Here is a 12,998-nt window from a genome sequence, read left to right as displayed (position 1 = left end):
CGGATGACGACGCCGCAGCCCGCCCCCGCCTCCCCGCTCGCCCCCGCCTGGCTCCCCGCGCCGGGGGACCCGGACGCGCTCGTGCCCGGCCTGTGGGCCGCCGGCGTGGACCGCGCCGCCGACGGCGAGCTCACCGTCCAGGGCCTGCGCGCGAGCGCGCTCGCCGCGGAGTTCGGCACGCCGCTGCTCGTGGTGGACGAGGACGACTTCCGCGCCCGCGCCCGCGCGTTCCGCGAGGGCTTCGACACCGCGTTCGCCGACCTGTGCGGGGGAGCGGACGTCTACTACGCCGGCAAGTCCATGCTCACCCTCTCCACCGCCCGCTGGGCGGCCGAGGAGGGCCTGCGCGTGGACACCGCATCCGGCGGCGAGCTGGCGATCGCGCTGGCCGCCGGCGTCGACCCGGCCCACATCGGCCTGCACGGCAACAACAAGTCGGACGCCGAGCTGCGCACCGCCCTCGAGGCGGGCGTGGGCCGGATCATCGTGGACTCGCTCGACGAGCTCACCCACCTGGCCGCGCTCGCGGCCGAGGCCGGCCGCCGCGCCCCCGTGATGCTCCGGCTGACCCCGGGCGTGCACGCGCACACCCACGACTTCATCGCCACCGCGCACGAGGACCAGAAGTTCGGGCTCTCCCTGGCCCCGGCGTCCACCGACCGGGACGGCAACGTGGCCGGCCGCTCGCCGGCCGCCGTCGCCGTGGCCGCGGCCCTGGCGGCCGAGTCGATCGACCTGCTGGGCGTGCACTGCCACATCGGGTCCCAGATCTTCGAGGCCGAGGGCTTCGGGCTGGCGGCCGGACGCGTGCTCGAGTTCCTCGCCGAGATCAAGGCCGAGCACGGGGTGGAGCTGGCCGAGCTCGACCTCGGCGGCGGCCACGGCATCGCCTACACGGCCGTGGACGAGCCGCGCCCGGCCGCGGAGATCGCCGACGCCCTCGCCGACGACGTCCAGAAGACCGTCGAGCGCCTCGGCCTGAGGTGCCCGCGGGTCTCGCTCGAGCCGGGGCGGGCCATCTCGGGCCCCGCGGGGCTGACCCTCTACACGGTCGGGGTGACCAAGACCGTGGACGCGGACGCCCCCGACGGCGGCACCGCGGCCCGCCGCTACGTCGCCGTGGACGGCGGCATGTCCGACAACCCGCGTCCCGTGCTCTACGACGCCGACTACACCGCCGTCTCCGCGCGCCGCACCTCGGAGGCCGAGCCGGCGCTCTCCCGTGTGGTGGGCAAGCACTGTGAGTCCGGCGACATCCTGGTCCGCGACGTGTACCTGCCGGCCGACCTGGGCCGCGGCGACCTGCTGGCCGTGCCGGCCACGGGCGCGTACACGCACGTGATGTCCTCGAACTACAACGCGCTGGCCCGCCCGGCCGTCGTCGCGGTCTCCGGCGGGCAGGCGCGGGTGATCATCCGTCGCGAGACGCAGGAGGACCTGTTCGCCCGCGAGGCCGATCCGCGCCTCGCCCGCTGAGGACGCGGGCGCGGCGCACCCGGCCGCCGGCCTCGAGCCCGGGTGGGTCCGTCCCGCTCTGCGGACACCGAGTGTCGCGCGGTGGGACGGGCCGGGGCGCCGCGCTAGATTCGAGGCCAGCCGGGCCGCGCGGTCGCGCGGGCCCGACCCACCCTGGATCACGGAGGACCATGCCCCAGCACACCGACGCCCCCACCGCACTCAAGGTCGCCCTGCTGGGCGGCGGGACCGTGGGGTCCCAGACCGCCCGGATCCTCACCGAGGACGCCGACATCCTGCGGGACCGCGTGGGCGCCGACCTCGAGCTCACGGGCATCGCGGTGCGGGACACGGGCGCGACGCGCGACTGGCAGGCGGACCCGGCGCTCTACACGACCGACGCCGAGGCGCTCGTGGACGGCGCGGACGTCGTCATCGAGCTGATGGGCGGCATCGAGCCGGCCCGCACCCTGATCCTGCGCGCCCTGGCCGCCGGCACGTCCGTGGTGACCGGCAACAAGGCACTGCTGGCCCAGCACGGCGAGGAGCTGTACGCCGCGGCCGCCGCCACCGGCGCGCAGCTCAGCTTCGAGGCCGCCGTCGCCGGCGCCATCCCGATCCTGCGCCCGCTGCGCGACTCCCTGGGCGGCGACCGCGTCACCCGCGTGATGGGCATCGCCAACGGCACCACCAACTTCATCCTCGACCGGATGGACTCCGAGGGGGCGGACTTCGACGACGCCCTCGCCGAGGCCCAGCGGCTCGGCTACGCCGAGGCCGACCCGACCGCCGACGTCGAGGGCCACGACGCCGCCGCGAAGGCCGCGATCCTGGCGACCATCGCGTTCGGGGCGCCGTACACACTGGACCAGGTGGCCGTCGCGGGCATCACCGCGATCACGGCCGAGGACAACGCCGCCGCCGCGGAGGCGGGCTACGTCATCAAGCTGCTGGCGATCGCCGAGCGCGGCCGCGCCGCCGACGGCGCCGAGGGCGCGGTCCTGCGCGTGCACCCCACCCTGCTGCCGCGGGAGCACCCGCTGGCCTCCGTGCGCGGGGCGTTCAACGCCGTCTTCGTGGAGGCCGACAACGCCGGCGAGCTCATGTTCTACGGTCCCGGCGCCGGCGGCGCCCCCACCGCCTCCGCGGTGATGGGCGACGTCGTCTCGATCGCCCAGCGCATCGTGCGCGGCGGCCCGGCGCGCCTGCGCACCCCCGTCACCGCCCTGCCCGCCCTGGACCCGGCCGAGGCCCACACCTCCTTCATGGTCGTGCTGCGCGCGGCGGACCAGCCCGGTGTGCTGCGCCGCGTCGCCGGGGTGTTCGAGGAGCACGGCGTCTCCATCGAGACGTTGCGTCAGGTCCCATCTGAGCGCGAGGACGCCCCCGGCGCGTCCCTGCGGCTGATCACCCACCGTGCGCGGCAGCGCGACCTCGACGCCACCGTCGGGGCGCTCGCCGCCCTGGACGTCGTCCACGAGGTGGCGTCCGTCCTCCGAGTCGAAGGGAACTGACCCATGGCCCACCAGTGGCGCGGCGTCGTCCGCGAGTACGCCGACCGCCTGCCCGTCACCGAGGACACGCGCGTGATCACCCTCGGCGAGGGCGGCACCCCGCTCATCCACGCCCCCCACCTCTCCGAGCTGGTGCAGGGCACCGTGCACGTGAAGTTCGAGGGCATGAACCCGACCGGCTCCTTCAAGGACCGCGGCATGACCATGGCGATCACCGCCGCCGTCGCTGACGGCGCGAAGGCCGTCGTCTGCGCGTCCACCGGCAACACGTCCGCCTCGGCGGCGGCCTACGCCGCGCAGGCCGGGATCACGTGCGCCGTGCTCGTGCCCGAGGGGAAGATCTCGATGGGCAAGATGTCCCAGGCCGTGGCCCACGGCGCGGAGATCCTCCAGGTGCAGGGCAACTTCGACGACTGCCTCGAGGTGGCCCGCAAGCTGGCCGAGAACTACCCCGTGTTCCTCGTGAACTCCGTCAACCCGGCCCGCATCGAGGGGCAGAAGACCGGCGCGTTCGAGGTCGTGGACACCCTCGGCGACGCCCCGGACTACCACCTGCTGCCCGTGGGCAACGCGGGCAACATCACCGCGTACTGGAAGGGCTACCGCGAGTACGCCGCCCCCTACGTGAACCCGCACGAGGGCGCCTCGGACGCCGAGCTGCCCGCGGTGGCCACGAAGACCCCCGTGATGTGGGGCTTCCAGGCCGCGGGCGCCGCCCCGATCGTCCAGGGCCACCCCGTGACCGACCCGGACACGATCGCCACCGCCATCCGGATCGGCAACCCGGCCTCGTGGGAGCAGGCCGAGGCCGCCCGCGACGAGTCCGGCGGGATGATCGACTCCGTCACGGACGAGGAGATCCTCGAGGCCCATCGCTGGCTCTCCGCGAAGGAGGGCGTGTTCGTCGAGCCCGCCTCCGCCGCCGGCGTCGCCGGGCTGCTCAAGCACCACGCCGCCGGGAACGTGCCGGCCGGCAAGAGCTGGGTCATCACCGTCACCGGCCACGGCCTCAAGGACCCGCAGTGGGCCCTGCGCGGCGCCGACGGCGCCGACGTGACCCCGCGCTCGGTGCCGTTCGACGTGGTCACCGTCGCCCAGGCCCTCGGCCTGAGCTGAGCCATGGCCGCACCGCAGCCGCTGGCGCCCGGGACCGCCGCGTCCGTCTCCGTCCCCGCCACCTCCGCCAACCTCGGCCCCGGCTTCGACTCGATGGGCCTGGCCCTGGAGCTGCGCGACGAGGTGACGCTCACGGTCGTGGCGGGCCCCGACGTCGCGGAGGTCGTGGGGGAGGGGGAGGCCACCCTGCCGCGGGACGGCGCGCACCTGATCCTGCGCCTGGCGCACGAGCACCTGCGGGACCGCGGGTTCACCGCGCCGGGGCTGCACCTGCGCGCCGTGAACCGGATCCCGCACGCCCGCGGGCTCGGCTCGTCCGCGGCCGCCGTCGTCGCGGCCTACGCCGCGGCCGAGGCCCTGCTGCCGGCCGCGCTGCGCCGGGCACCCGCGGACCTGCTCGAGGCGGCCACCCGCTTCGAGGGGCACCCGGACAACGTCGCCCCCGCGCTCGTGGGCGGGGCCACCGTCTCCTGGACCCGTGACGACGTCCCCGGCCCGGCCACGGCGCGGCTGCGGCTGCACGAGCGCGTGGTGCCGGTGGTCGCGATCCCGGACACCGAGCTGTCCACCCACGTCGCCCGGGGCGTGCTGCCCGCCGAGGTGCCCCACGCCGTGGCGGCGGCCCAGGCCGGCCGTGCCGCGCTGCTCGTCCACGCGCTGGCGGAGGACCCCGTGCTGCTGCCGGCCGCCACGCGGGACTGGCTGCACCAGGAGCCGCGCGCCGTGGCCATGCCGGCCAGCGCCGCACTGGTCGCGGGGCTGCGCGAGCGCGGCCACGCCGCCGTCGTCTCCGGCGCGGGTCCCACGGTGCTCGCGCTGTGCGACGGCGTCCAGGCGGCCGAGCACGCCACGGAGGCGGCGCGTGCTCTGACGGCGGACGGGGCGGCCGCCTGGCGCGTGCTGGTGCCGTGCGTGGCCGTGGACGGTGTTAGGGTGGAATCACTCCACCACGGCTGACCCCACCGCCTCGCGCGGCCCGGGTCTCCGGTGCCCGGGCCTGTGACGGCCGGACGCACCGTGCGCCGTCGGCCGGAACCCCGCCGCGATCCATCCCGTGCTGCGCACGGCCGGCGTGCGGGATCCGCTCCGGCTCGGTCGAGTCCGGACGCCTCCGCCCCGTCACGCAGCGACTGCGCACGATCAGGGGAGGCGCCACTGCTGAGTTCACACCATGAAACCCGGTTTTCTGGGGCGCCGCTGCGCGGCCCGACCGGATGCACACCGCAGCCCGACGCGCCACGCGCCGCCGGGCCGCATTCGAGGGAGAAGGAACCTTCGTGACCGAATCCACGGAACAGACCACGCCGACGAACGGCGGTGGCCTGGCCTCGCTCAAGCTCGCCCAGCTCCAGGCCCTGGCCTCCCAGCTCGGCATCGCCGGCGGCTCGCGCATGCGCAAGGCCGACCTGGTGACCGCGATCTCCGACCACCAGCGCGGCGGCTCCGTGGCGGACCGCGACGCCGCCGAGCGCGCGGCCCAGGCCCCCGCGGCCCCCGCCGCCGAGGCCGTCCCGGCGGCCGCGTCCTCTGAGGACGCCGCCCCGGCCGCCGAGCGCCCGGCCCGACGCCGCTCGCGCCGCGCCGACGCCGACACCTCCGCTCCGGCCGCCGCCCAGGACGGGCAGCCCCAGGCCGAGGCCCGCGAGGCCCAGACCGAGCAGGCCCCCCGTGAGACCGCCTCGGACCAGGACCGGTCCGGGGGGTCCGAGGCCCGCGACGAGGGCGAGGACCGCCCGCAGTCCGAGCGTCGCTCCCGCGGCCGCCGCCGCGCCGGCGACGACGACGCCCAGCAGGGTCAGGACCGTCGCTCCGACGGCGCCCAGGGCGAGGACGGCGCCGACGCGGACCGCCGCGGCGACCGGGAGGACCGTGACGACAACGGGCGCGAGAACGGCCGCGGCCGCAACGGCCGCAACGGGCGGGACCGCGACAACGGCCGCGACCGCGAGAACGGCCGCGAGAACAACCGGGACCGTGAGAACGGCCGCGACGGCTCGCGCGAGCAGCGCGGCGACAAGTCCGAGGACGGCGGCCGGGGCGACGGCGGACGCGGGGACCGCAGCCGCCGCGACGACCGCGACGACGAGGGCGGCCGCAACCGTCGCAACCGCCGCAATCGCAACGAGCGCGGCCGCAACCGCCGTGGCCGCGGCGGCCCCGAGGTCGACGAGACCGAGCTGACCGAGGACGACGTCCTGCAGCCCGTGGCCGGCATCCTCGACGTGCTGGACAACTACGCGTTCGTCCGCACCTCCGGCTACCTGCCGGGCCCGAACGACGTCTACGTCTCCCTGGCCATGGTGAAGAAGTACGGTCTGCGCAAGGGCGACGCCGTCGTCGGCGCGATCCGCGCCCCGCGCGACGGTGAGAAGCAGCAGCACCACGGCGGCGGCTCCAACCGTCAGAAGTTCAACGCCCTGGTGAAGATCTCCTCGGTCAACGGTCAGCCCGCCGTCGAGCACCCGCAGCGCGTGGAGTTCGGCAAGCTCGTGCCCCTGTACCCGCAGGAGCGCCTGCGCCTGGAGACCGATCCCAAGCTGATCGGCCCCCGCGTGATCGATCTGGTCAGCCCCATCGGCAAGGGCCAGCGTGGCCTCATCGTCTCCCCGCCCAAGGCCGGCAAGACGATGATCCTGCAGTCGATCGCCAACGCGATCAAGACGAACAACCCCGAGGTCCACCTCATGATGGTGCTCGTCGACGAGCGCCCCGAGGAGGTCACCGACATGCAGCGGTCGGTGGACGGCGAGGTCATCGCCTCCACGTTCGACCGCCCGGCGGACGACCACACCACCCTCGCCGAGCTGGCCATCGAGCGCGCCAAGCGCCTCGTGGAGATGGGTCGCGACGTCGTCGTGCTGCTCGACTCCATGACCCGCCTGGGCCGCGCCTACAACCTGGCCGCCCCGGCCTCGGGCCGCATCCTCTCCGGCGGTGTGGACTCCTCGGCGCTGTACCCGCCGAAGAAGTTCTTCGGCGCCGCCCGCAACATCGAGAACGGCGGCTCGCTGACCATCCTGGCCACCGCGCTGGTCGAGACCGGCTCGCGCATGGACGAGGTGATCTTCGAGGAGTTCAAGGGCACCGGCAACATGGAGCTGCGCCTGTCCCGTCACCTCGCGGAGCGCCGCATCTTCCCGGCGGTGGACGTCAACGCGTCCGGCACCCGCCGCGAGGAGGCCCTGCTCTCGCAGGAGGAGGTCAAGATCATGTGGAAGCTGCGCCGGGTGCTCTCCGGCCTCGAGCAGCAGCAGGCCCTCGACCTGCTCACCAACAAGATCAAGGACACCGCGTCCAACGCCGAGTTCCTCATGCTGGTCTCCAAGACCACGCTGGGGTCCAAGGGCGACGACTGACCGTCCCGTCGCACGGCCCCGTCCCGCCCGGGGGAGCTCGTCTCCGCCGGACGGGGCGGGGCCGTCCACGTCGGACAGCCCGGCCCGCTGAGGCCGGAGGAGGAGAGGCACGCACGTGTTCGATTCGGACCAGCGGCGCGAGGCCGTGGATCGGCTCCTGGCGGAGCATCGCGAGCTGACGGCGCGCCTGTCCGACCCGGCGGTGCACCAGGACCCGGCACTCGCCCGGCGGCTGAACCGGCGGTTCGCCGAGCTCGGCGCCGTGGTGACGGCGCACCGCGCCTGGTCGGCGGCCGCGGAGGAGCTGGCCGACGCGCGGGAGCTGGCCGCGGCCGGCGACGACGACGCGGTGGCCTTCGCGGCCGAGGTGCCCGGTCTGGAGGCGGCCGAGGCGGAGGCCGCCGAACGGCTGCGCCGGCTGCTGATCCCGCGCGACCCCGACGACGCCCGCGACGTGATCCTCGAGATCAAGGGCGGCGAGGGCGGCGAGGAGGCGGCCCTGTTCGCCGGCGACCTGCTGCGCATGTACCTGCGCTATGCCGAGTCCCGGGGCTGGAAGACGGAGGTCCTCTCCGCCACGCACTCCGACCTGGGCGGCTACAAGGACGTCCACGTGGCGGTGCGGGGGAGCGCGGCCGACCCGGCCGACGGCGTCTATGCCCGGCTCAAGTTCGAGGGCGGCGTGCACCGCGTGCAGCGCGTGCCCGTCACCGAGTCCCAGGGCCGCATCCACACCTCCGCCGCCGGCGTGCTCGTGCTGCCCGAGGTGGACGCCCCGGACGAGGTCCACCTCGATCCGAACGACCTCAAGGTGGACGTCTTCCGCTCCTCCGGGCCGGGCGGCCAGTCCGTCAACACGACCGACTCCGCGGTGCGCCTGACGCACCTGCCCACGGGGATCGTCGTCTCCATGCAGAACGAGAAGTCCCAGATCCAGAACCGCGAGGCCGCGCTGCGCGTGCTGCGGTCGCGGCTGCTCGAGCGGCAGCGGGCGGAGCAGGACGCCGAGGACTCCGCGGCGCGCGCCGCGCAGGTGCGCACCATGGACCGCTCGGAACGCATCCGCACCTACAACTTCCCGGAGAACCGGATCGCGGACCACCGCACCGGCTACAAGGCGCACAACCTCGACGCGGTCCTCGACGGCGACCTCGAGGCCGTGATCGCCTCCTGCCTCGCCCTCGACGAGCAGCGGCGGCTCGCCGCGCTGGGCGGGGACGCGTGAGCGCACCGGCCTGGTCCGCGCTGCTGCGCGACGCCGCCGCCCGCCTGACCGCGGCGGGCATCGACTCGCCGCGCGTGGACGCCGAGCTGCTGCTGGCCCACGTGCTCGGACTCGACGGCGGCGCGCTGCTGGCCCGGGTGTTCGCCGGGGCCGTGGCCGAGCCCGCGCAGGCGGCGGCGTTCGAGGCGCTCGTCGGGCGCCGCGCCGCCCGCGAGCCCGTCCAGCACCTGACCGGCGTCGCGCACTTCCACGGGCTCGACCTGGCGGTCGGCCCGGGCGTCTTCATCCCGCGGCCGGAGACCGAGCTGCTCGTGGAGACCGTTGTGGCCGACCTGGCCGCGCGGCCGGCGGCGGGCGTCGTGGTGGACCTGTGCACCGGCTCCGGCGCGATCGCCGCGGCCGTCGCGGCGTGGGGCGAGGCGCGGGGCCGCGCGCTCGCCGTCACCGCCGTCGAGCTCGACCCGACGGCGGCCGACTGGGCCCGGCGGAACCTCGCCCCGCGCGGGGTCGACCTGCGACAAGGTGATGCCCTTGTCGCATACCCCGACCTCGAGGGCCGCGTGGACGTCGTCGTGAGCAACCCGCCCTATGTGCCCGAGGCCGAGGTGCCCGCCCAGCCCGAGGCCCGACTGGACCCGGCGCGGGCGCTCTACGGCGGGGACACGCCCGGGCTGCGGATCCCGCGGGCCATCGCGCACCGGGCGGCGGACCTGCTCGCCCCGGGCGGCCTGTTCGCCATGGAGCACCACGAGACGCAGGGCCCGGCCCTCCTGTCCGCCCTCGGTGCGGACCCCCGGTTCACGGGCGAACGAGTCCACCAGGACCTCACCGGACGGGACCGGTTCCTGACGGCGCGCCGGTCCGGCGAAGCCGCGGCGGGCGCGGAGGTGGAAGAATGACCGACGTGAGTGACTTCATCGACGTCTCGGATCCGGCCGCCCTCGAGGATGCCGTGGCCCGCGCCCGCGAGGTCCTCGCGGACCGCGGCTGCGTGGTCCTGCCCACGGACACCGTCTACGGCATCGGAGCGGACGCGTTCTCCCCCCTGGCCGTGGCCGTGCTGCTGGCCGCCAAGGGCCGTGGCCGCACCATGCCGCCGCCCGTGCTCATCGCGGACCGCCGCGTCATGGCGGGCCTCGCGTACGACGTGCCGGAGGAGGCCGAGGCCCTCGCCGAGCGCTTCTGGCCCGGCGCCCTCACGCTCATCCTCAAGTCCCAGCCCACGCTGACCTGGGACCTCGGCGAGACCCGCGGCACCGTCGCCCTGCGCGTGCCCGACGACGCGGTGGCCCGCGAGCTGCTCTACGCCGTCGGCCCCATGGCCGTCTCCAGCGCGAACCGCACCGGCATGGACGCCGCCACCACCGCCGACGCCGCCCGCTCGATGCTGGGGGAGTCCGTGGCCCTCTACCTCGATGCCGGCCCCCGCGAGAGCCGGAATCCCTCGACGATCGTGGACTGCACCGTCACCCCGTTCCGCGTGGCCCGGCAGGGCTCCGTGCCCCTGGAGGAGCTGCGCGCGGTGGTGCCGGACCTGCTCGCCGAGGGCGAGGAGCCGCCGGTCGCCGCCGAGCGGATCGCGGCCGCCGACGACACCGCCGCGGCGCGCCCCGTCGACCGGGAGGCCTGACCGGCCCCCATGCGCGCGTATCTCGTCCTGGTCGTGGTCACGGCCGTCGCCTGCGGGGCCCTGACGCCCCTCATACGCCGGCTGGGGCTCCGCGCGCGCGTGTTCACCCCGCTGCGCCAGCGGGACGTGCACCGGCATCCCGTGCCGAAGCTGGGCGGCGTGGCCATGGCCGCGGCCGTGCTGGTGGGATTCGCCGTCGGGGGAGTCGTGCCGTTCCTCCAGGGGATCTACGCGGACGACGCCGCGATGCGCGGGCTCCTGGTCGCCGTCGCCGTCGTGCTCGTCGTGGGCATCGCCGACGACATGTGGGACCTGCGCTGGTGGGTGAAGATGGCCGGCCAGGTGCTTGCCGGACTCGCGGTGGCCCTGGGCGGGATCCGCATCGAGGCGATGCCGGTGGGCTGGATCCCGGTGGGGAACGAGACCACGCAGGTCATCCTCACGGTGTTCGCCGTGGTGCTGACGATGAACGCGATCAACTTCGTGGACGGTCTGGACGGCCTGGCGGCGGGCGTCGCGCTGATCGGCGGCTCGGCCTTCTTCGTCTACTCATATCTGCTGACGCGGACCATCAACCAGTTCGACTACGCCAACCTCGCCACCCTGCTCATGGCCCTGCTCGTCGGCGCGTGCGTGGGCTTCCTGCCGTGGAACCTGGCCCCGGCCCGCATCTTCATGGGCGAGGTGGGGGCCATGCTCATCGGCCTGCTGATGGCGGCGGCCGCGGTCGCCGTGACCGCCGACGTCAACGCCCTGGACGGGATGCGCTTCCGCAACGTCCCCGCCTACATGCCCATCCTGCTGCCCGTCGCCGTCCTCGCCCTGCCGCTCGCGGACCTGGCCCTGGCCGTGCTGCGCCGGACGGCCAGGGGCACCAGCCCCTTCTCGGCGGACCGCGGGCACCTGCACCACAAGCTCGTGGACGGCGGCTACACCCAGGCGCAGGCCGTCGCGCTGCTCTGGCTCTGGGCGTTCCTCGTGGCCTGGGGTGCGGTGTCCCTGAACTTCGTGGACCCCATGATCGTCCTGCCCGTGCTCGCCGTGGCCCTGGCCGGAGCCGGCTACCTCACCCTGCATCCGATCGTGGAGCGCCGTCGCGCGGACCGGCACGACGCCGCGGCCCACCCGGACGAGCGGGGGGACGCGTGACCGGGGCGGGCGGTCGCCGACGCCGGCGCCGCTGGGAGAACCGCCGCGGCTGGTGGGGGATCCTCGGGTGGTCCCTGGCCGCGGCGGGGGCTGCCCTGGCGATCACGTGCGCCGCGTGGCTGCTCTCCGTCGGCGGGGAGGCGGCCGGGAGCGCCCTGCTGGGCGGCGGCGCGGTGCTCGCGCTCTCGGCGCTCACCGGGGCGACGACGGCACTCGTGTGGGACCGGGCGCGCGAGGCGGCGCTGCCGGTCAGCGTGGGGCTGTTCGTGCTCAAGATCGCGGTGTTCGCGGTGCTGCTGGGGGTCCTGCCCCGCCCCGGCTGGGTCCGGGCGGACGCGGCGGCGATTGCCGCCCTCGTGACGATCCTCGTCTGGCAGGCCGCGGAGGTCCTCGTCTTCGCGCGGACCCGCCGCGGGATCTACACCGACTGACCCGCCCGAGGGGCGAAGACACCGAGCCGGGGGCCATGTCGTGGGCCCCTTCTGCGGTACGGAGCACGGGTCACCGTTTGGTATCGTTGGCGGCGAACACTTCGACGGCGCCCACCTGCCGCCATCCGTGTCTCGCATCGCACCGGTACCCCCGCAATGTCGCGGCGCCCGCCTGTGGTCCGGGGACGAGGCTGCGGTCCCGTCGACTGCATCACTTCGGAGAGGAACCGCGTGCTGACCCTCGTGCTGGCCAACGCATCATTCGTGCCCCCCACCATCTCTGATGGTCACCTCCCGGAGATCTTCCCCTGGGGTGCGGAGTACGGCACCGGCTTCGGCAAGCAGATGCTGCTCGTCCTGCTCTCCGTGGTGCTCATCACCGCCTTCTTCGCGTGGGCCATGCGCCGTCCCCGGCTCGTGCCCGGCAAGGCCCAGTGGCTCGCCGAGTCCGGCTACTCCTTCGTCCGGAACGACATCGCGAAGGACATCCTGGGCGAGAAGAACTTCAAGCAGTGGGTCCCGCTGCTCTTCTCCATCTTCTTCTTCGTGCTGCTGAACAACCTGTTCGGCGCTATCCCGGTGCTGCAGCTGCCGACCTTCTCCCACGCGGGCGCCGCCTACGGCCTGGCCCTCATCGTCTACGCGATCCGGATCGGCGTCGGCATCAAGCGCCACGGCGTGCGCTACCTGAAGCTGGCCGTCGTGCCCTCGGGTGTGCCCGGCTGGATCCTGCCGCTGCTCGTGCCGCTGGAGATCATCTCCAACTTCATCGTGCGCCCGCTGACCCACTCCCTGCGTCTGATGGCCACCATGCTCTCCGGCCACATGATCGTGATGCTCGCCGGCGCCGGTGCCGCCTACCTGATCACGCAGACCGGCAGCCTGGCCCTGCAGGGCACCGGCATCCTGGTCATCCTCGGCTCGGTGGCCCTGTACTTCCTCGAGCTGCTGATCATGTACCTGCAGGCCTTCGTCTTCACGCTGCTGACCGCGATCTACATCCAGGGCGCGATCGACGCGAACGACCACTGATCTTCCGGGGCCGCCTCGGGCACGACCCAGGCGGCCGCGGTACGGCGGGAGAGCCCGCCACCAGTCTTCCCGGCCCTCCGCAGGAGGACC

Annotated in this window: 11 protein-coding genes; all 11 read left to right on the top strand. The window is 74.6% G+C overall.

What is annotated here, in order from left to right:
- The first annotated feature begins 3 nt into the window (after positions 1-3).
- The 11 genes from lysA to atpB all read left to right on the top strand — a co-directional run bounded on the left by lysA (position 4) and on the right by atpB (position 12,908).
- Positions 4-1,476, top strand: a complete 1,473-nt coding sequence (gene lysA, locus NR073_RS00480; protein ID WP_134416587.1) for a diaminopimelate decarboxylase — start codon at positions 4-6, stop codon at positions 1,474-1,476.
- Positions 1,477-1,646: 170 nt separating this feature from the next.
- On the top strand, positions 1,647-2,969 hold the full coding sequence (locus NR073_RS00475; RefSeq protein WP_049147165.1) for a homoserine dehydrogenase: 1,323 nt from the start codon (positions 1,647-1,649) through the stop codon (positions 2,967-2,969).
- A gap of 3 nt (positions 2,970-2,972) precedes the next feature.
- Complete coding sequence (gene thrC, locus NR073_RS00470; RefSeq protein ID WP_036313078.1) at positions 2,973-4,085, top strand: threonine synthase; 1,113 nt, start codon at positions 2,973-2,975, stop codon at positions 4,083-4,085.
- 3 nt (positions 4,086-4,088) lie between these two features.
- Positions 4,089-5,042, top strand: a complete 954-nt coding sequence (thrB, locus tag NR073_RS00465; protein WP_256748537.1) for a homoserine kinase — start codon at positions 4,089-4,091, stop codon at positions 5,040-5,042.
- A 320-nt stretch (positions 5,043-5,362) separates the two neighbouring features.
- A complete protein-coding gene (rho, locus tag NR073_RS00460) occupies positions 5,363-7,441 on the top strand; it encodes a transcription termination factor Rho (protein WP_256748536.1) in 2,079 nt (692 codons plus the stop codon).
- A gap of 115 nt (positions 7,442-7,556) precedes the next feature.
- A complete protein-coding gene (gene prfA, locus NR073_RS00455) occupies positions 7,557-8,666 on the top strand; it encodes a peptide chain release factor 1 (protein WP_230282171.1) in 1,110 nt (369 codons plus the stop codon).
- A complete protein-coding gene (prmC, locus tag NR073_RS00450) occupies positions 8,663-9,565 on the top strand; it encodes a peptide chain release factor N(5)-glutamine methyltransferase (protein ID WP_256748535.1) in 903 nt (300 codons plus the stop codon). The genes prfA and prmC overlap by 4 nt, the downstream gene beginning before the upstream one ends.
- Entirely contained in the window at positions 9,562-10,296 is a 735-nt protein-coding gene (locus tag NR073_RS00445) for an L-threonylcarbamoyladenylate synthase (RefSeq protein ID WP_135039730.1), read from the top strand. Before prmC ends, NR073_RS00445 begins: the two co-directional genes overlap by 4 nt.
- A 9-nt stretch (positions 10,297-10,305) precedes the next feature.
- A complete protein-coding gene (locus NR073_RS00440) occupies positions 10,306-11,445 on the top strand; it encodes an MraY family glycosyltransferase (RefSeq protein ID WP_256748534.1) in 1,140 nt (379 codons plus the stop codon).
- Positions 11,442-11,876: a hypothetical protein gene (locus NR073_RS00435; RefSeq protein ID WP_256748533.1), complete on the top strand. Its 435-nt coding sequence runs from the start codon at positions 11,442-11,444 to the stop codon at positions 11,874-11,876. Before NR073_RS00440 ends, NR073_RS00435 begins: the two co-directional genes overlap by 4 nt.
- Positions 11,877-12,107: 231 nt before the next feature.
- Positions 12,108-12,908: a F0F1 ATP synthase subunit A gene (gene atpB / locus NR073_RS00430; protein ID WP_256748532.1), complete on the top strand. Its 801-nt coding sequence runs from the start codon at positions 12,108-12,110 to the stop codon at positions 12,906-12,908.
- Positions 12,909-12,998 lie beyond the last annotated feature (90 nt).

It is taken from the genome of Micrococcus sp. Mcc28, from assembly GCF_024519775.1.
Classification (GTDB): Bacteria; Actinomycetota; Actinomycetes; order Actinomycetales; family Micrococcaceae; genus Micrococcus; species Micrococcus luteus.
Note: the sequence above shows the minus strand (reverse complement) of the source record. Positions and strands in the feature narration are given on the sequence as shown.

Excerpts from the sequence above, each read along its gene's own strand:
- lysA (WP_134416587.1), top strand. The coding sequence starts at position 4 with ATGACGACGCCGCAGCCCGCCCCCGCCTCCCCGCTCGCCCCCGCCTGG.
- NR073_RS00475 (WP_049147165.1), top strand. The coding sequence starts at position 1,647 with ATGCCCCAGCACACCGACGCCCCCACCGCACTCAAGGTCGCCCTGCTG.
- thrC (WP_036313078.1), top strand. The coding sequence starts at position 2,973 with ATGGCCCACCAGTGGCGCGGCGTCGTCCGCGAGTACGCCGACCGCCTG.
- thrB (WP_256748537.1), top strand. The coding sequence starts at position 4,089 with ATGGCCGCACCGCAGCCGCTGGCGCCCGGGACCGCCGCGTCCGTCTCC.
- NR073_RS00445 (WP_135039730.1), top strand. The coding sequence starts at position 9,562 with ATGACCGACGTGAGTGACTTCATCGACGTCTCGGATCCGGCCGCCCTC.
- NR073_RS00440 (WP_256748534.1), top strand. The coding sequence starts at position 10,306 with ATGCGCGCGTATCTCGTCCTGGTCGTGGTCACGGCCGTCGCCTGCGGG.